The sequence below is a fragment of the Pseudoalteromonas sp. AOP7-A1-14 genome (assembly GCF_052376275.1).
Taxonomy (GTDB): Bacteria; Pseudomonadota; Gammaproteobacteria; order Enterobacterales; family Alteromonadaceae; genus Pseudoalteromonas.
The window spans coordinates 1-18044 of the sequence record NZ_JBQSVO010000083.1 but is presented as its reverse complement, the minus strand read 5'-3'; the positions used below and the strand labels follow the sequence as shown (position 1 = coordinate 18044).

The 18044-nt window shown below is 39.0% G+C and carries 16 protein-coding genes and 8 tRNA genes; 21 read left to right on the top strand and 3 right to left on the bottom strand.

The window, feature by feature from the left end; all coding sequences use genetic code 11:
• Positions 1 to 741 (bottom strand): multicopper oxidase domain-containing protein (locus tag ACT3RM_RS12765; protein WP_444511386.1); only part of this gene is annotated, 741 nt, incomplete at its 3' end.
• Positions 742 to 907: 166 nt separating this feature from the next.
• Between ACT3RM_RS12765 and ACT3RM_RS12760 the strand changes: the two genes are divergently transcribed.
• Positions 908 to 1594 carry a heavy metal response regulator transcription factor gene (locus ACT3RM_RS12760; RefSeq protein ID WP_002963239.1) on the top strand — a complete coding sequence of 229 codons (687 nt, stop codon included), beginning with the start codon at positions 908 to 910 and terminating at the stop codon, positions 1592 to 1594.
• Entirely contained in the window at positions 1584 to 2981 is a 1398-nt protein-coding gene (locus ACT3RM_RS12755; protein ID WP_024594350.1) for a heavy metal sensor histidine kinase, read from the top strand. The genes ACT3RM_RS12760 and ACT3RM_RS12755 overlap by 11 nt, the downstream gene beginning before the upstream one ends.
• A gap of 942 nt (positions 2982 to 3923) precedes the next feature.
• Here ACT3RM_RS12755 and ACT3RM_RS12750 read toward each other — a convergent pair.
• Positions 3924 to 4000 (bottom strand) — tRNA-Pro (locus ACT3RM_RS12750).
• A 76-nt stretch (positions 4001 to 4076) separates the two neighbouring features.
• Complete coding sequence (locus ACT3RM_RS12745; protein ID WP_441835647.1) at positions 4077 to 4700, bottom strand: arylesterase; 624 nt, start codon at positions 4698 to 4700, stop codon at positions 4077 to 4079.
• Here ACT3RM_RS12745 and ACT3RM_RS12740 point away from each other — a divergent pair, their 5' ends adjacent.
• The 19 genes from ACT3RM_RS12740 to nadA all read left to right on the top strand — a co-directional run bounded on the left by ACT3RM_RS12740 (position 4701) and on the right by nadA (position 17998).
• The gene (locus ACT3RM_RS12740; protein WP_441835642.1) at positions 4701 to 5420 is read left to right on the top strand and encodes an ABC transporter ATP-binding protein; all 720 of its coding nucleotides are present in this window, start codon (positions 4701 to 4703) and stop codon (positions 5418 to 5420) included.
• Positions 5410 to 7911 carry an ABC transporter permease gene (locus ACT3RM_RS12735; protein ID WP_441835643.1) on the top strand — a complete coding sequence of 834 codons (2502 nt, stop codon included), beginning with the start codon at positions 5410 to 5412 and terminating at the stop codon, positions 7909 to 7911. Before ACT3RM_RS12740 ends, ACT3RM_RS12735 begins: the two co-directional genes overlap by 11 nt.
• 94 nt (positions 7912 to 8005) lie before the next feature.
• The gene (gene ruvC, locus ACT3RM_RS12730) at positions 8006 to 8530 is read left to right on the top strand and encodes a crossover junction endodeoxyribonuclease RuvC (protein ID WP_441835644.1); all 525 of its coding nucleotides are present in this window, start codon (positions 8006 to 8008) and stop codon (positions 8528 to 8530) included.
• A 1-nt stretch (position 8531) separates the two neighbouring features.
• On the top strand, positions 8532 to 9152 hold the full coding sequence (ruvA, locus tag ACT3RM_RS12725; protein WP_441835645.1) for a Holliday junction branch migration protein RuvA: 621 nt from the start codon (positions 8532 to 8534) through the stop codon (positions 9150 to 9152).
• Positions 9153 to 9159: 7 nt separating this feature from the next.
• Positions 9160 to 10170: a Holliday junction branch migration DNA helicase RuvB gene (gene ruvB, locus ACT3RM_RS12720; RefSeq protein WP_441835646.1), complete on the top strand. Its 1011-nt coding sequence runs from the start codon at positions 9160 to 9162 to the stop codon at positions 10168 to 10170.
• A gap of 811 nt (positions 10171 to 10981) precedes the next feature.
• The gene (gene tolQ, locus ACT3RM_RS12715; RefSeq protein ID WP_441836468.1) at positions 10982 to 11686 is read left to right on the top strand and encodes a protein TolQ; all 705 of its coding nucleotides are present in this window, start codon (positions 10982 to 10984) and stop codon (positions 11684 to 11686) included.
• Positions 11673 to 12104 carry a protein TolR gene (tolR, locus tag ACT3RM_RS12710; RefSeq protein ID WP_441836467.1) on the top strand — a complete coding sequence of 144 codons (432 nt, stop codon included), beginning with the start codon at positions 11673 to 11675 and terminating at the stop codon, positions 12102 to 12104. Before tolQ ends, tolR begins: the two co-directional genes overlap by 14 nt.
• 3 nt (positions 12105 to 12107) lie before the next feature.
• The gene (gene tolA, locus ACT3RM_RS12705; RefSeq protein ID WP_441836466.1) at positions 12108 to 13013 is read left to right on the top strand and encodes a cell envelope integrity protein TolA; all 906 of its coding nucleotides are present in this window, start codon (positions 12108 to 12110) and stop codon (positions 13011 to 13013) included.
• Between the two features lie 9 nt (positions 13014 to 13022).
• On the top strand, positions 13023 to 14381 hold the full coding sequence (gene tolB / locus ACT3RM_RS12700; RefSeq protein ID WP_441836465.1) for a Tol-Pal system beta propeller repeat protein TolB: 1359 nt from the start codon (positions 13023 to 13025) through the stop codon (positions 14379 to 14381).
• A gap of 35 nt (positions 14382 to 14416) precedes the next feature.
• Positions 14417 to 14956, top strand: a complete 540-nt coding sequence (gene pal, locus ACT3RM_RS12695) for a peptidoglycan-associated lipoprotein Pal (RefSeq protein ID WP_441836464.1) — start codon at positions 14417 to 14419, stop codon at positions 14954 to 14956.
• 13 nt (positions 14957 to 14969) lie between these two features.
• The gene (gene ybgF, locus ACT3RM_RS12690) at positions 14970 to 15725 is read left to right on the top strand and encodes a tol-pal system protein YbgF (RefSeq protein WP_441836463.1); all 756 of its coding nucleotides are present in this window, start codon (positions 14970 to 14972) and stop codon (positions 15723 to 15725) included.
• Positions 15726 to 15893: 168 nt separating this feature from the next.
• Positions 15894 to 15969, top strand: a tRNA-Lys gene (locus ACT3RM_RS12685).
• A 68-nt stretch (positions 15970 to 16037) separates the two neighbouring features.
• Positions 16038 to 16113, top strand: a tRNA-Lys gene (locus tag ACT3RM_RS12680).
• Positions 16114 to 16180: 67 nt separating this feature from the next.
• Positions 16181 to 16256 (top strand) — tRNA-Lys (locus ACT3RM_RS12675).
• A gap of 67 nt (positions 16257 to 16323) precedes the next feature.
• Positions 16324 to 16399: transfer RNA gene (locus tag ACT3RM_RS12670), tRNA-Lys, on the top strand.
• Positions 16400 to 16465: 66 nt separating this feature from the next.
• A tRNA-Lys gene (locus ACT3RM_RS12665) sits at positions 16466 to 16541 on the top strand.
• A gap of 65 nt (positions 16542 to 16606) precedes the next feature.
• Positions 16607 to 16682 (top strand) — tRNA-Lys (locus ACT3RM_RS12660).
• A 75-nt stretch (positions 16683 to 16757) separates the two neighbouring features.
• Positions 16758 to 16833: transfer RNA gene (locus ACT3RM_RS12655), tRNA-Lys, on the top strand.
• A 124-nt stretch (positions 16834 to 16957) separates the two neighbouring features.
• Positions 16958 to 17998, top strand: a complete 1041-nt coding sequence (gene nadA / locus ACT3RM_RS12650) for a quinolinate synthase NadA (RefSeq protein WP_441836462.1) — start codon at positions 16958 to 16960, stop codon at positions 17996 to 17998.
• Positions 17999 to 18044: the final 46 nt, after the last annotated feature.

Here is an 18044-nt window from a genome sequence, read left to right as displayed (position 1 = left end):
ATCTGTAGGATTCATTCGCATCTGATTCCACATTTTTCGGCGCTGTAGAGCATTTGAAATACTGCTGCTTGAAACGTCATCGAAAAACTCTGGGACAGTGGGTTGATTGAAGTTAAATACATCACTCTGTACTTTTAATTTACGGAACAGCGCCATTGGGTCATCATCAGTCCAATCAGATAATTGAATAACATGCTCGTTATCTGCACTAATAATATCGTTTTCTCGCGGTTCAATAATTAATGCACCGTACATGCCTGTCATTTCTTGAAAGCCACTATGTGAGTGATACCAATATGTACCGCTTTGTTGCAGTTTAAATTTATAAACAAAGGTTTCGCCCGGCATAATGCCTTTAAAGCTGATACCTGGTACGCCATCCATTTGATACGGTAAAATAATGCCATGCCAATGAATTGAACTCGGTACTGATAACTTATTTGTTACTCTAATAGTAACGTCATCGCCTTCTTTGAGGCGCAAGGTAGGAGCGGGTATAGATCCATTGATAGTTGTCGCCATACGTACTACGCCAGTAAAGTTAACCGGCGATTCATCTATAACCAGATCAATTACTTCGCCGCTAAGTTCGGGTACAGTGCCTGTTATTGTTCCTGCTACTAAAGATGATGCAGCATGTAATACACTCGGAAAAGCAGCAAGTACACCTCCTGCAATTAAGCCTTGAACAAATCGTCTTCGTGGTGTGCTAACCTGTTGTGATGACTTTTTAAACCCCATTTCCTTACTCCTTCATAGCAGAATATGTATTGAGTATAGAAAATAGACCTGTCTTCAACATGACGCGAACATTACAAAGTTGTAATCTTGGTGTCATGTTGCTGTAGTGACAGATACTGCATAATATTTGCAGAGGTAGTTGTTAGGACTTTAATGAAGGAATTGTATGCGCTTATTAGTTGTTGAAGATGAAGCAAAAACGGGAGATTATTTAAAACAGGGACTAAGTGAAGCTGGTTTTCAGGTTTCTTTGGCGCGCAATGGTCTTGACGGCCATCACCTAGCAATGACCGAATTATTTGATGTAATAATACTTGATGTCATGTTACCTGACGTATCCGGTTGGAAAATTTTACAGTCGCTACGTGAAGCAGATAACAAAACCCCAGTACTATTTTTATCTGCTCGCGATAGCATAGACGATAGAGTAAAGGGGCTCGAACTTGGTGCTGATGACTATTTAATAAAGCCTTTTGCTTTTGCTGAAGTTTTAGCAAGAGTACGCACTCTTATTCGCCGTGGTGCAGTACAAACAGTTGACGATATACTGATCGTTGCTGATTTAGAAATGGATATTCCAAAGCGAAAAATACAACGTGCAGGCAAGCGTATTTTATTGAGTAATAAAGAGTTTAGCTTACTTGAACTATTGTTACGGCGCGAAGGTGAAGTACTGCCACGTTCGTTAATTGCTTCTCAAGTATGGGATATGAATTTTGATAGCGACACCAATGTGATTGATGTTGCCATTCGTAGGCTAAGAGCAAAAGTTGATGATGACTTTACTGTTAAATTAATTCATACAGTTCGTGGTATGGGCTATAAATTAGAGGTTGAAACTGATGGCTATTAAGTCACGGCCTTTATCACTTACGATGCGTGTTGTGTTGTTTGTGGCTGTAACCGTTATTGCGTGCTTAACTTTAGTTGCCACCTTAATAAATAGTTCGATAAAACATCATTTTTTCCAGCAAGATAGTAGTGAACTGCATGTTATTAATCAATCTATTGAATTAGTTTTAACACAACACTATAAATCAAACCTGAAACTTAAAAATGAATTATCTAACGCTGTAGCGGGTCATCACGGTGTTTACTATCAGGTAAATACCGCAAAAGGAGATCTCATTTTTCAAAGCTCTGAACGAGATTTTAGTGATTTTGTAATGAGTGCTAAGGCTTCAACTGGCTTTAACCGTAACAACATTACCTCATGGCAAAATGATACCCACACCTACCGAGCTCTGGTGAGTAATTTAAGTACTGGGCAACAGCAATACAAAATTACTACAGCGATAGACATGAGCTTTCATTTACACTTTCTCAATCAATTTCAGCAAAGCCTTTGGGCCATTATGTTTGGCTCAGCGGTACTCATTTTATTGGTGGCTTGGTTTGCTATACATCAAGGATTAAACCCTTTACGAGGTTTAAGTCAGAAAATACACGATATCCAAACTAATAAAATGGATGTAAGGCTCGATGAAAATAAAGTGCCTATTGAGCTTGTTAATATGGTGCAGTCGTTTAACTCAATGCTCGACAGGCTCCAGGGTGAATTTATTCGCTTATCAAATTTTTCTAGTGATATTGCTCATGAACTACGAACTCCACTAACAAATATAATTACTCAAACACAGGTTGGATTATCTAAAAAAAGGCAGTTGGAAGAGTATCAAGAATTATTGTTTTCTAACTTAGAAGAACTTGAGCGATTAACTAAAATGGTTAGTGATATGCTTTGGCTCGCAAAAACTCAAAATGGGCTAATTAAACCCGTTCAAAACACTCTAAAAAGCCATGATGAAATTGAAGTGTTATTTGAGTATTTTGACGCATTGGCTGAAGACTCATTGATTGCATTTAATAAAAAAGGTCAAAACCTTTGTTTTTATTGTGACAAATTACACTTTCGCCAATTATTATCAAACTTACTATCCAATGCAATTAGATACGCCCCAAAAGGCTCATCAATCACTGTAAACAGTGAAATGACCACCGCTGAAAAAATATGCATTTCAGTGATTAATACAGGGGAGAGAATACCTTCTGAGCATTTACCTTATTTATTTGACCGCTTTTATCGACCTGATAAGTCGCGGCAACGACACAGCGACGGAGCAGGTTTAGGGCTTGCAATAGTTAAAGCTCTAGCGCAAGCAAACGGTGGAGATATAGAGGTCAGTTCAAATAATCAAACTACCAGCTTTAAAGTTTATTTAAATTTAGTTAAAAGCTAATTATTAAAATCGATTAACTCAATGTTTGCTTGTAGCTCTTTGGCGAAGTTCAGCTAAGTGCTGTGAGTTCAACCACTCAAAGCTGCCTATCTTCTTTTAATTTCCAATTCACAGGTGTCCGGCATTTTTCAAGTTAGTTGTTGCCTTAAGTTTCAAACTTTTTGTTCGCTTAAGCATAAATCAAAACTCTTTAATTCTTGGTGCGGTCTTTTGCTGCCAATATGTTAGCCAGTAGGCGACTAGTAAACTAGCAATTGAAAATAAAAGCATAAATATAGCTTTAAGGGTGCTATCTCTTGTCGAATCATAAATTAATATAGGTATTGCAATGAAAGGGAGTGAACCTGCTATAGCTCGATAAAAACCTACTAGATTAAAACCAATTTGGTATGAAAGTGTATGTAATCTGTATTTTAATGTTCTACTAGAATCAGATAAAGAAAGACTGTATTTAGAAATAGCCCACACAATACTATGTAAAAGAGTTAGTAAACTAAAATAGTATATTAGATGGTCTGGTGGCGTAATTCCTTCGAAAAAGCTAACTAGGCCTTCTACACCCGAAAATTGTAATACTAAAAGGCAGGGTATTGAGCCAAACACAATTGCACAAATAATTTCATCAAATAATAAGGGTGAAGTGGTTTTTTTTGATCGATCTGCATAACATCCTCTATTGTACTTTTAGACTCAAATTACAATTTGAAAAACATGGAGACAAGTTAAATGTGTTTATTCTTTAAAATAATGATAAAGACGGTTTAGAAGGGTGCCATTAGCTGTCTTCCTATATATCCCCCCCTTTTATACCTTAAAATTATAAAATAATTTAAGGCAAGTATCGTGCGATAAATGTGCGACATATATTTAAAAATACTAATTTAATTGTGCGATAAAGAAGAGAGTTTAATTTATAACGAGTTGAAATAAAGAGGAATTAATTGGTCGGTATGGAGAGATTCGAACTCTCGACCCCTGCCACCCCATGACAGTGCGCTACCAAGCTGCGCCACATACCGACGTTGAAATGCAATAGTACGGCTTTTTTTCTAAAAATCAATAAGCTTTTGTTTGTTTGCATGTTTATTGAACGAACTAATCATTTTTAAGCCAGTCATTGATCGTTTTATACATGATATCGCGTATAAGTGGCTGGGCTTTTAGGTTGGGATGAATCCTATCGTTCTGCATTAGGTTGGCGTCAGGGGCAATATTTAGCATGAAAAAGGGCATAAGGTAGCTATTCGTTTCATCTGCTAGCGTTTCAAATGTATCGGTAAATAATTTGGTGTAACGTGGGCCATAGTTAGGTGGGATTTGAATTTTCATAATGGCAGTGGTGCTTCCAGCTTTTTGGCTTTTTGATGTTAATTCGCGTAGATTGGACGCTAAACGCGTAACAGGAAAACCGCGTAGGCCATCGTTACCACCAAGTTCAATAAGTACATGGGTCGGTTGAAATTCATCAAGAAGGCCATCAAGTCTTCTAAGTGCGCCGCCGGTGGTTTCACCGCTAATACTGGCATTGATTAGTTGCACGGGGGCTTGTTCAGAGTCGTATTTATCTTGTAATAACTTAACCCAGCCTTGTTCTTGTTTTAGACCGTAGGCGGCACTTAAACTATCACCTAAAATTAAAATTGTGTTGTCAGCGGCCGCGCTAAGTGGTTTGATAACTAAAAGTAAAACGAATATAAAACGTAGGATTGGATGCATAATATGTCAGCGCTTTCTCAATTAAATATTATTCAAGTTGAAGGACTTTCTAAAACCGTTACCACCGTTGAAGGTGACTTGCCTATCCTCATTGACATCAGCTTTAAAGTCAAGTCTGGTAATTCAGTGGCCGTGGTTGGTACATCGGGATCGGGTAAATCTACTTTACTTAGCTTACTCGCGGGGCTTGATCAATCTACACAAGGTTCAATTATTTTAGATGGTGAGCCACTTCATCAACTCGATGAAGAGGCAAGAGCTGCTTTACGGGCTGAAAAAGTTGGTTTTGTGTTTCAATCTTTTATGTTGGTACAAAGTTTAACCGCCCTTGAAAATGTAATGCTTCCCGCTGAGCTTGCCGGTAGTCAAAGTGCTAAAGAACAAGCGTTAGCTTTACTTGATAAAGTCGGTTTAAGTCATCGTGTTGGTCATTATCCTTCGCAGTTGTCTGGAGGTGAGCAGCAACGTGTTGCTATTGCTCGTGCATTTATCGGTACGCCAAAGATACTATTTGCCGATGAACCTTCCGCTAATTTAGACAGTAAAAATGGTAAAATGATTGAGTCTTTATTATTTGAATTAAATAAAGAGCATGGCACAACACTGATTTTAGTGACTCATGATGAAGCCTTAGCAGATAAGTGCCAACAGGTATTACATATTGAAGCTGGTCAACTGGTTGAATCACAAACCAGTGAGGGAGCAAAGACGAATGTGGGCTAAATTAGCATTAAAACTTTTTTCTCGTGAGTTTAGACGTGGCGAACTTACGGTTATTAGTGCTGCCATTGCGCTTGCTGTATTAACAGTTTTGACTCTATCTATGGTGACTGACCGGATAAGCCAAAGTATTGAGCAAAAAAGCAGTGCTTTTATCGCAGCTGACAGGGTGCTTGCTAGTAGTCATGTTTTACCGGATAAATACATTACAAAAGCACAAGAAAGTAATTTGCAAACAGCGCAAATTACTTATTTTGATACCATGTTATTTGCCAATGATGAAATGCAATTAGGTTCGGTAAAAGCAGTATCTGAAGGGTACCCATTGAAGGGTGAACTAAAAGTTAAAACAACTTTGTTGGGTAAAACTGAAGTTGCGGAGCAAGGCCCAACCCCAGGTTACGTGTGGCTTAGTGAATCTGTATTTTATGCCTTAAATGTTGATATAGGTGATACTATTGAGCTGGGCGCCGCTAATTTCACAATAGAAAAAGTGTTGGTTGAAGAGCCTGATGCGCCGTTTAATGTTTTTTCAAGCAGCCGAAGAGTATTATTAAATCGCTTAGATGTTGAAAAAACAAACGTAATTCAGCCGGGGAGTCGCTCCTATTACAGGCAGCTTTATGCGGGTGAACAATCCCAAGTTGACTCATTTTATGAATGGCTAAAGCCACAAATAAAAGAAAATCAGGAGTGGTATGGTGTTAAAGACCGTCAATCTCCAATTGCTAATAGTTTAAACCGAGCAGAAAGCTTTTTACTGCTGGCTGGGTTGTTAGGCATCATATTAGCTGCAGTGGCGATTGCTGTTTCGTCTAAACGTTACTGTGAACGCCAATACGATCCCGTTGCGATGATGAAAACACTTGGTGGTAGTCGCACAACAATTCGTAAAATATACTTACTGCATTTATCGCTAGTGTGCTCTATGTCGGTAACACTAGGGTTACTGGTAGGTTACGGTTTACAAGCCATAGCAACCAGCTACTTAGCTGAAAGTATGGGTACAGCGTTACCTGCGGCAAGTTATCAACCTTGGTTAATCGCGATTAGCACGGGTGTTATTTGCGCGGTTATGTTTTCAATAAAGCCATTACTTGACCTATTCGATATTCCACCACTTCGTGTTTTACGCCGTAATTTAGGCGATCGCCTATTAGTTAGTAAAGTTCATCTAGGAATGTCGGCAGTTACTGTATTTATGTTGATGTGGTTATTTAGTAATAATTTAAAAATCACTGCTATTTTATTTTTGTCGACTTTATTGTTAATCGGATTGTTATTTGGCCTATCTAAAGTTATTTTTGGTGGCGGTCGTAAACTTGGCCTACGCCCAGGGAACAGTTGGTCTTTGGCCATTGCCTCGATTCAAAAACGCTCGAATGCGAATGCGGTGCAATTGATAAGTTTTGCATTAGCAATTAAGTTATTACTGTTTTTAATTGTGCTTAAAAACGACATGATATCGGATTGGCAGTCGCAGTTACCCAATGATGCGCCGAATGCTTTTTTAGTTAATATCACAGATAGTGAATTAACCCCGGTTAATGACTATTTGGCGCAAAATGATATTCAAGTTTCTGAGTTCTACCCGACTATTCGTGGCCGTGTAAATGCTGTTAATGGTGAGCTTGTGGCGCGTGAAGTGTCATTACAAGACAACGAGAAAAAAGATGAAGAAGCTCGTTCAGGCATTGGGCGAGAGCTTAATTTAACTTGGCGTGATACACCGCCTAGCCATAATGAAGTAATTAATGGTCAGTGGTTCTCGTCTGATGCAACAGGTGAAGTATCTATTGAAGAGTCAATGCTCGAACGACTTGAAGTAGAGCTTGGTGATACCCTAACTTTTTTAATTGGTGCGCAATCATTTGATGCCAAGATAACCAGTGTGAGAAAAGTTAACTGGGCGACCCTTAAACCTAACTTTTTTATGATTTTAAGTCCTGATGTAATGGCGGACTTTCCGGCCACCTATATTTCATCTGTACGTATAGAGCCTGAGCAGAAAAAAGCGTTTAGTGAGTTGTTAAGGGCTTACCCTACAATTAATGCTATTGATGTCGAGAGCTTTGTAAAACAAATTCAATCAACTATTGCACAGGTATCGTTAGCTATTGGCTTTGTACTTGCGATTGTAGTGGTATGCGGCGCCTTAGTATTGATTTCACAAGTACAAGCAAGCCTGGGTGAGCGAATGCAGGAAATTGTGATTTTACGAACCTTGGGTGCAAAAGGACGGTTGATTAAAAATGCGACTCTATATGAGTTTTTACTATTAGGTATCAGTGCTGGCTTTGTTGCGGCAGTTGTCAGTGATGCTGCATTATTTATTGTGCAAAGACAAATGTTTGACTTAGCTGGAAAGCTACATCCACATATTTGGCTGATTGGTCCATTGGCTGGTGGGATTTTTGTCGCAAGTTTAGGGTATTTAATGATTGCCCAAATATTACGTAAAAATACTCAAGGCTTATTGCGTACCTTAGGGTAACCATATTAACTCGGATGCACATTATTTACTGGTAATTTATACAGTGCTCTGGCATTATTACTTCTATGATATGTATTAAGACTAGGGCACTGAGTTGGCAATAATTTTGGGGATAGATCCGGGTTCACGATTAACCGGCTATGGCGTTATTGAACTTAAAGGCGCTAAGTTTACATATTTAGGCAGTGGCTGTATTAAGCTTGCAGAGCATGATTTTCCAGTGCGCTTAAAAATGATTTACCAAGGTGTGAGCCAATTAATAGAACAATTCTCTCCTGATAACTTTGCTATAGAAAAAGTATTTATGGCCCACAACCCTGATTCAGCGCTAAAGCTTGGCCAAGCACGAGGAGCGGCTATTGTTTCTGCTGCGATGGCACAGCTTAATGTATTTGAATATTCAGCAAGGCAAATTAAGCAAGCGGTTGTTGGCAATGGCGGGGCAGATAAATCGCAAGTACAACATATGGTTAAAAATATTTTAAAGCTACCAGGTACTCCTCAAGCCGATGCGGCCGATGCATTAGCAATTGCCATTTGCCATGCTCACTCTGAACAAAACCTTATTAAACTTGCCGGTAGCGCATCAAAAACTGTAAGAGGAAGGCTTAGAAAATAATATGATAGGGCGTTTAAACGGTATTTTAGTTGAAAAACAAGCTCCAGAAATTTTACTCGAGGTGAGCGGTATTGGTTACGAAGTGCAAATGCCAATGACGTGCTTTTATGACTTACCAGTAATTGGTGAGCAAGCAGTTGTATACACTCACTTTGTTGTTCGTGAAGATGCACAATTATTATTTGGTTTTAATAATAAAATTGAACGCGCTTTATTTAGAGAGTTATTAAAAGCTAATGGAGTAGGACCCAAATTAGGACTGGCTATTTTGTCGGGCATGTCTGCGCAGCAGTTTGTTAGCTGCGTTAATAATGAAGATGCCACAAGCTTAGTTAAGTTACCGGGGGTGGGTAAAAAAACCGCAGAGCGTTTAGTGCTTGAAATGAAAGACAGGTTAAAAGATTGGGGTAATGACTTATTTACGCCGTTTAGCGATAATGCAGTTATAGCCCCAAGTAGTAATGATACGTTAGTTGCTAATAATGCCGCTGATGATGCTGTTTCGGCGTTAGTATCACTGGGTTATAAATTAGCGCAAGCACAAAAATCGGTTAAAGCTGTGAGCAAGCCTGATATGTCGACAGAGAATCTGATCAAAGAATCTCTTAAATCAATGTTGTGAGTAAACTATGATTGAAGCGGATCGTTTAATAGACGCCAACGAACAAAGTAATGAAGATTTAGTTGATCGTGCTATTCGGCCAAAACTACTTGTTGATTACACCGGTCAGCCGCATGTTAAAAAGCAAATGGAAATTTTTATTAAGGCTGCACGTAGCCGGGGTGAAGCGCTTGATCACTTATTAATATTTGGTCCGCCAGGGCTTGGGAAAACGACACTCGCTAATATTGTTGCCAACGAGCTTAATGCCAATATTAAAACCACTTCAGGACCCGTGCTTGAAAAAGCTGGTGACTTAGCTGCATTATTAACTAATCTTGAAGAGGGAGATGTCTTATTTATTGATGAAATACATCGCTTAAGCCCTCAAGTTGAAGAAATACTGTACCCCGCGATGGAAGATTACCAACTTGACTTAATGATAGGTGAAGGCCCCGCAGCGCGTTCTATTAAGCTTGATTTACCTGCTTTTACATTAATTGGCGCAACAACTCGGGCGGGCTCATTAACGTCACCACTACGAGATAGGTTTGGTATAGTTCAACGTTTAGAATTTTATTCAGTTGCCGATTTATCGACTATTGTGGCTCGCTCAGCACACTACCTAGAGCTTGAAATGTGTGACGATGGCGCTACAGAAATAGCTAAACGTTCCCGTGGCACGCCCCGTATAGCGAATAGATTGTTACGCCGTGTACGTGATTACACTCAAGTAAAATCAGACGGAACCGTTAATGCCGAGGTTGCAGAGCTTGCACTGAACATGATTGATGTAGATAAAAGTGGCTTTGATTTCATGGATAGAAAGTATTTATTAGCCATTATTGAAAAGTTTATGGGCGGCCCTGTCGGTTTAGATAATTTAGCGGCGGCAATTGGGGAAGAAAAAGAAACCATTGAAGATGTAATTGAACCTTTTCTGATCCAGCAAGGTTTTATACAGCGTACACCTCGAGGCCGCATTGCTTCTAATACTGCTTATCAGCACTTTGGTTTAACGCCAAGCGAGACTACGTAAAGTTATCAATAAGAAGTTTTAGTTACTTTGGTTATTAAAAATAGTTAGATAAAGCAATAACATTCGTTGTTGCTCCTTCCTCTACCAATAATTCACATGCTGTTAAGCTGTTAACCGCTATTGTTCTCAGGCAAAAAAAAGCCCGCACAGAGTGCGGGCAAACAACAAGTTGAAGGAAGTAATCTGGGGTATCTGTGTTTAAGCCTATTACGCTAACTTGCGTAATAGGCTTAAACGAGCAATACAAAAAATCATACTGCTAAAATACAAAGTCATTATGAAAAGTTTAATACTAATCATCTTGGCATAAGTGAATGATACGGTTTAGTTGGTTATATTTCAAACTAGAAAAATTATATTTTTAGATTAGAAAAACTAATGTCAGATTGTATTTTTATTTTACTTAAAATGCTTACTGTGTCTATTGTTACCAATATAGTATTGAATATAATAAGGTTGATATTTTATTAAGCTTTTTAGTTGGATTAGAAAATTTGTTATTTAGTGGGTGGTTTTGGGTTTTTATGCCATTAAAGTGAATAAAAGTTCTGCTTTGTGTTCTTTAAAGAAATAAATAAGCACTGTTCGCTGCTTTTGTTTAAGGTTTAATTAAATAAATCTGCTTGCCATCAATAATTAATTATTAGATATTCGTGTTTTAACTTTTTTGCTGGTAATTCACAGCAATGTCGTTGTCAGCAATGCGTTGACTATATACACTAGATAAAATTTGCAACTGTAGGCATGATACGTATTTACGTAACTGCAGTTTTATACATTATGATTTATAAAATCAAATTAGGAGTTTAATGTGGGAGCAGGGCTTAATTTTTTAGATTTAATTCTAGAAGCCAGTTTATTGGTTCAGTTGGTGATGTTGGCACTTGTGGCAATGTCGGTAATGTCTTGGGCAATTATTTTCCAACGTAAAAAAGCCGTTACTGAAGCATTTGCAAATGCCAAAAAATTTGAACAAAAATTTTGGTCTGGGACTGATCTCAGTAAACTTTATAATGAAATTTCATCTCGTGGTAGTAGTTCAAATGGTCTTGAGTCTATGTTTGTTGCAGGATTCAAAGAATTTGCACGCCATAAAAAAACCTCATTTCAAAGTGCTTCAATTGTAATGGATGGCGCTCATCGTTCTATGCGTGTGGCCTTATCTCGTGAGATCGAAAAACTAGAAAATAGTTTATCGTTTTTAGCGACCGTTGGCTCAATTAGTCCGTATATTGGTCTGTTTGGTACGGTGTGGGGGATCATGAATGCTTTTATCGCCTTAGGTGAGGTTAAACAAGCAACCTTACAAATGGTAGCGCCAGGCATCGCAGAAGCACTAATTGCTACGGCTATGGGCTTATTTGCAGCTATTCCAGCGGTTATTGCTTACAATCGCTTTGCTAATAAAGTTGAAAAGTTAGAGTCAAACTACATAAACTTTATGGAGGAATTCGCCAATATTTTACACCGTCAAGCAGCTACTCAAATAGAGGCAAAAGCGAATGTATCAGCGTAAGAAACGTCGTCCCGTTGCGGAAATAAATGTGGTACCTTACATTGACGTGATGTTGGTGTTGTTGATCATCTTTATGGCAACCGCGCCGCTTATTACTCACGGTGTAAAGGTAGACCTACCTAAAATGGAAGAGTCTGATCTGGTGGATACCAAAGATACTCCCCCAATCATTGCTTCTATAGATGCTCAAGGCAAATATTATGTGAGCGTTGGTACTGACCCTGAAGAACCAATGGAAGCTCTTGATGTTGCCGCAGTAATTAAATTGCAGTTAACGAAGGATCCAGATATTCCAGTAATGATCAAAGGCTCAGGTAAAGTGTCTTACCAAGAAGTATTACTGTTGATGGACTTTTTGAAAAATGCGGGTGTACCTTCAGTAGGTCTAATGACCGAGTCTTTTGAAGGGAATGGTTAGTTTATGCAAGCGTCGTTAATAAAATCAATATTATTGCATCTAGCGATTGGTGGCTTACTATATGCAACGGCTAATTTTCATATGCCTTCACCGAAGGTTATGGAAGTAAAACTTAATTCAGCCATTCCTGATACTGAAAAAGCGGTATCTGCGGTTACTGTGGATCAAAAGCTAGTTGAAGAAAAAATAACAGCTTTAAAAAAGAAGGAAGCAGATAAGAAAAGTGCTGAAGATAAACGTATTCGCGACTTAGAACGAAGAGCAAAGCAAGCTCGTGAGGAACGTGAGTCTGAAAATCGCCAGATTAAAAAGCTTGAACAACAACGCCGTGCAAAGGAAAAAGAAAAAGCACAAGCAGAGGCTCAAGCAAAGAAAGCGCATGAAATTGAACAAAAAGAACGCGAAAGAGCAAAACAAGCAGAAAAGCAAAAGCAAGCAGCTGAACAAGCAGCAAAAGATGCAGCAGCTAAACGTCAAGCTGAAGAAGATGCTTTGAAAAAAGCGGAAGAGGCGCGTAAGAAACGTGAAGCTGAAGCCAAACGAAAACGCCAGCAAGCAATGCAAGAGCAAATGCTACAAGAGCAACTTGCCAAAGAGCAAACGGCACGTGATAAAGTGCGTCAGCAGCAGGTAGTTAGTGAGGTTGATAAATATAAAGCGTTAATTATGCAGCGTATTCAGCAAAACTTATTGATTGATCAGAAAATGAAAGGTCAGCAGTGCCGTGTAAATATTCGCTTGGGCTTTAATGGCTTAGTAACACAAGTTAAATCGCTAGGCGGTGATAAACTAGTATGCGAGGCGGCGCTTCGTGCGGTTCGTATGGCAGATACATTACCGGTTTCTAAAGATAAAGATGTGTTTGAGCAATTGAAAAATATTAATCTAACAATCAAACCACAATTTTAAAGGAATGATATGTTCAACCAGTTAAAAACAATGTGTTTTATTTTATTATTAGGTTTTACTGGTGCTGCATCTGCAGCCCTTGAAATCGTGATAACAGAAGGGGTCGACGGCGCAAGACCAATCGCCATTGTGCCATTTAAATATAATGGTGTTGGGCCTAAGCCGAGTAACATTAGCGATGTCGTTGCTGCTGACTTAATGCGCAGTGGTAAGTTTAAACCGATTGAAGTTAATCAAATGCCACAACAGCCAAGCAAAGATAGTGAAATAGACTACGCTGCGTGGGTAAATAAAGGTGTTGAAGCGATACTTGTTGGCCAGGTTGAACAACAAACTGATGGGCGTTATTTAGTCAAATATCAGCTGGTTGATGTCATTCGCGGTCAAATCACTGGCGGCGATACACAGATGATGAGTAATGGTAAACTAGTTAAAAGCGAAGACCATATTCAAGATGCGCGTGAAAGTGTGATTAGTGAATCGGGCTTTCGTCGTTATTCTCACCGTATTAGTGACGTGGTATATGAAGCGTTAACGGGCGAAAAAGGTGCGTTTTTAACCAAAATAGCCTACGTTATAGTACGTGATAATGATGATAAACCATATCAACTAGTTGTAGCAGATTATGATGGGTTTAACGAACAAGTGTTATTACGCTCTAAAGAACCACTAATGTCACCAGCATGGTCGCCTGATGGAACTAAACTTGCGTATGTAACTTTTGAAAATCGTCAAAGTCAGATTTATATGCAAGACTTATATACAGGTAAGCGTGAATTACTCAGCAGTCACTCAGGTATTAACGGTGCGCCGCAGTTTTCACCAGATGGTAAAAAGTTATTGCAGGTATTGTCAAAAGATAAAACTGGGGCAACAGAAATCTACGTTTTAGATTTAGCAACCCGAAAAGAAACGCGTTTAACACGCCATCGTAGCATAGATACTGAGCCATCATGGTTTCCAAATAGTAAGGAAATTGTGTTTACGTCTGAAAGGGGTGGTAATGCTCAGATTTATAAGTTAAATTTACAAACCGGTAGGTCAAATCGGATGACTTTTGACGGTGATATGAATCTTGCAGGATCAGTTTCACCAGATGGAAAAGAATTAGTGATGGTAAACCGTACTAACGGACAATATCATTTAGCTAAGAAAGAGTTGGCTACAGGCGCGTTTCAAGTATTAACAAGAACACGCCTAGATGAATCACCGAGCATAGCGCCGAATGGTTCGATGATTATTTATAGCACGCTTCATAATAATAAACAGGTACTTGCGCTAGTATCGATGGATGGTCGCTTTAAAGCACGTTTACCTGTGCTAGACGGACAAGTAAAGGCACCGGCTTGGTCGCCTTATTTACAGTAATATTTGCTGGTTTACTCAATATAGGAATCTACTTAATGCAACTTAATAAAATACTAAAGGGCCTGCTAATTGCTGTGCCAGTGATGACATTAGCAGCTTGTAGCTCATCTTCAGATATCGATGAAGGTATGGCTAATCAATCTAACCAGGGAACTGAACAGGCCAACCAAAACAATAATGTTGAAGTAGCTACGTTGACACCTGAGCAAAAAGCTGAAGAAGCACTTCGTGAAAAATATGAAGCTCTTCGTCAAGAGCAAATTATTTACTTCGATTTCGATAAAGCGACAGTTGAGGGTAAATATGCTGAATTACTACAAGCACATGCTGAGTTTTTAGTACAAAACTCTTCAGTTAAAGTATTAATTGAAGGTCATGCTGATGAACGTGGTACGCCAGAGTATAACATTGCGCTTGGTGAGTATCGTGGGCAAGCTGTGGAAAAATACCTACAAAGTTTAGGTGTTTCTGCAAGCCAAATGTCTGTAGTGAGCTATGGTGAAGAAAAACCAATGGTTAAGTCACGTACAGAATCAGCTTTCGCTAAAAATCGTCGTGCGGTATTAGTTTACTAAGATAAGAGATATTATGAAGCCGAAAATTATTTTGGCAGCCATGGTATTGAGCGGGAGCACCCAACTATGGGCTGCTCCCGCTCCTGTTTCAGAGGCTGCAAGTTCACAATCAAGTATCGAAAAACGTTTAACTGCGCTAGAAAACATGATGCAGTCGCGTAACTTATTGCAGGCAGAACTGCAACAACAGCTAAACTCATTACAAAACGAAGTAAGTCAGGTACGAGGTGTTACTGAAGAGCAAAGTTATAAGCTCGAAAAAGTACTACAGCGTCAACGTGAGTTGTATCAAGAAATTGAGAACCGTGTTAGTCAAGCATACACACAACCTGAAAATACAGCGCCTAGTGATGATTACAGTGATGCTAACTCAACACAAACATATAGTTCTGACTTGTCTGAGAACGAAGCTTACGAGCGTGCTGTGGCACTCATAATGAAAGATAAGCGCTATGATCAAGCAATTCCTGAATTTAAAACGTTCTTAACTACGTATCCAGACTCGGTGTATACACCTAATGCACATTATTGGTTAGGACAACTGCTAACGATTAAAAATGATCCTGCACAAGCCTCTGATCATTTTAAAGTAGTGGTAAATGAGTTTCCTAATTCAAATAAACGACCAGATGCTATGTTAAAATTAGGTACGCTGCTTTCAGAGCAAAGTTTAACTGATGAAGCATCAAAAACCTTTAATGACTTAATAAACCAATACCCAAGTACCACCGCTGCAAAATTAGCCACAGAACGCTTATCAAATATGTAAAATGACCTTGATTAGACTGCTTTTTAGCATAAGCGGTCTAAAATTGGTCAACTAGACATAAAAACTTAAAAAAAGAGACGTTTTCTGTTGCACTCATTTTTTAAATAAGTATTATAAGCGCCCGCAGCAAACGAATGGTTACCCCAATCGAAATGCGGAAAAAAGAGCGGGTTATTAGCTCAGTTGGTAGAGCAGTTGACTTTTAATCAATTGGTCGATGGTTCGAATCCATCATAACCCACCATTTATTATTTAAGTATAATGAATGGTTTTAATCGGCGGATTTACGCAAGCTTTAATAAGCATCAGAGCGGGTCATTAGCTCAGTTGGTAGAGCAGTTGACTTTTAATCAATTGGTCGATGGTTCGAATCCATCATGACCCACCATTTATTCTTTAGTGTAATGAATGGTTTTAATCGGCGGATTTACGCAAGCTTTAATAAGCATCAGAGCGGGTCATTAGCTCAGTTGGTAGAGCAGTTGACTTTTAATCAATTGGTCGATGGTTCGAATCCATCATGACCCACCATTTATTATTTAAGTATAATGAATGGTTTTAATCGGCGGATTTACGCAAGTATAATAAGCACCAGAGCGGGTCATTAGCTCAGTTGGTAGAGCAGTTGACTTTTAATCAATTGGTCGATGGTTCGAATCCATCATGACCCACCATTTATTCTTTAGTGTAATAAATGGTTTTAATCGGCGGATTTACGCAAGTTCAATAAGCATCAGAGCGGGTCATTAGCTCAGTTGGTAGAGCAGTTGACTTTTAATCAATTGGTCGATGGTTCGAATCCATCATGACCCACCATTTATTTTAGTATAATAAATGGTTTCAATCGGCGGATTTACGCAAGCTTTAATAAGCATCAGAGCGGGTCATTAGCTCAGTTGGTAGAGCAGTTGACTTTTAATCAATTGGTCGATGGTTCGAATCCATCATGACCCACCATTTATTTAAGTATAATGAATGGTTTCAATCGGCGGATTTACGCAGAACAACTACTTTAAATATTAGATCAAGAGCGGGTCATTAGCTCAGTTGGTAGAGCAGTTGACTTTTAATCAATTGGTCGATGGTTCGAATCCATCATGACCCACCATTCTTGATATTATTCAGTTTTATATCTTTATTTCCCGCAGAGTTCACTACCACCACTGTTATTTAGTTTTATATTCTCGTATAATTCACCCTATATATGCACTGTAGATTTAAGTGGTCGAGAAATGAGTTTAGCTCAAACTATTATGCCAGAAGGTTATATCTTTCCTCCTAAGCCAGCTCCATTAAATATTGAAGAGCAAGCGCAATATAAAGCACGTATCAAACAATTATTAACGGATAAAAATGCGGTACTTGTTGCCCATTATTATACAGATCCTGAAATCCAAGCGCTTGCTGAAGAAACTGGCGGTTGCGTTGCTGATTCACTTGAAATGGCTCGCTTTGGCGCTAGGCACGATGCAGATATGATCATCGTAGCTGGGGTTCGTTTTATGGGTGAAACTGCAAAAATTTTGACCCCCAATAAAACGGTAGTTATGCCAACGCTTGAGGCAACCTGTTCACTTGATATTGGCTGTCCGATTGATGAGTTCTCAACATTTTGTGACCAGCACCCAGATCGTAAAGTAGTAGTGTATGCAAATACATCTACTGCTGTAAAAGCGCGTGCAGATTGGATCGTTACCTCATCGTGTGCGCTTGAAATTGTAGAGCATCTTGATGAAATGGGTGAAAAGATAATTTGGGGTCCAGATAAACACTTAGGCGCATATATTCAAAAAAATACCGGCGCAGATATGATCATGTGGAATGGCGCCTGTATCGTTCACGATGAGTTTAAAACCAAAGCCTTAAAAGACATGAAAGCACTACACGCAGATGCTGGCGTATTAGTGCATCCAGAGTCTCCCGCTGAAATTGTTGCACTGGCTGATGCCGTTGGCTCAACTAGTCAGTTAATTAAAGCTGCACAAACGATGGATAATCAAAAGTTTATTGTTGCAACCGATCGCGGTATTTTTTATAAGATGCAACAGTTGTGTCCTGAGAAAGAGTTTTTTGCAGCCCCGACAGCAGGTGATGGAGCAACATGTAAAAGTTGTGCACATTGCCCGTGGATGGCAATGAACGGCCTTAAAGCAATAGAGGAAGCATTACTTGATGTAACTGGCAAAGAAGTGTTTGTAGATATGGATCTACGTGAAGGCGCACTCAAGTCGCTTAATCGCATGCTTGATTTCTCAGCATCATTACAACGCTAAGTTCGATTACAAAGAAAAGGCCGTTAATTTAATGATTAACGGCCTT

What these genes read in the sequence shown, in the direction of transcription:
- ACT3RM_RS12735 (WP_441835643.1), top strand. Translation starts at nt 5,410, where the DNA reads ATGTGGGCTAAATTAGCATTAAAACTTTTTTCTCGTGAGTTTAGACGT.
- ACT3RM_RS12760 (WP_002963239.1), top strand. Translation starts at nt 908, where the DNA reads ATGCGCTTATTAGTTGTTGAAGATGAAGCAAAAACGGGAGATTATTTA.
- ruvA (WP_441835645.1), top strand. Translation starts at nt 8,532, where the DNA reads ATGATAGGGCGTTTAAACGGTATTTTAGTTGAAAAACAAGCTCCAGAA.
- tolB (WP_441836465.1), top strand. Translation starts at nt 13,023, where the DNA reads ATGTTCAACCAGTTAAAAACAATGTGTTTTATTTTATTATTAGGTTTT.
- nadA (WP_441836462.1), top strand. Translation starts at nt 16,958, where the DNA reads ATGAGTTTAGCTCAAACTATTATGCCAGAAGGTTATATCTTTCCTCCT.
- tolR (WP_441836467.1), top strand. Translation starts at nt 11,673, where the DNA reads ATGTATCAGCGTAAGAAACGTCGTCCCGTTGCGGAAATAAATGTGGTA.
- ACT3RM_RS12740 (WP_441835642.1), top strand. Translation starts at nt 4,701, where the DNA reads ATGTCAGCGCTTTCTCAATTAAATATTATTCAAGTTGAAGGACTTTCT.
- tolA (WP_441836466.1), top strand. Translation starts at nt 12,108, where the DNA reads ATGCAAGCGTCGTTAATAAAATCAATATTATTGCATCTAGCGATTGGT.
- ruvB (WP_441835646.1), top strand. Translation starts at nt 9,160, where the DNA reads ATGATTGAAGCGGATCGTTTAATAGACGCCAACGAACAAAGTAATGAA.
- pal (WP_441836464.1), top strand. Translation starts at nt 14,417, where the DNA reads ATGCAACTTAATAAAATACTAAAGGGCCTGCTAATTGCTGTGCCAGTG.
- ybgF (WP_441836463.1), top strand. Translation starts at nt 14,970, where the DNA reads ATGAAGCCGAAAATTATTTTGGCAGCCATGGTATTGAGCGGGAGCACC.
- ACT3RM_RS12755 (WP_024594350.1), top strand. Translation starts at nt 1,584, where the DNA reads ATGGCTATTAAGTCACGGCCTTTATCACTTACGATGCGTGTTGTGTTG.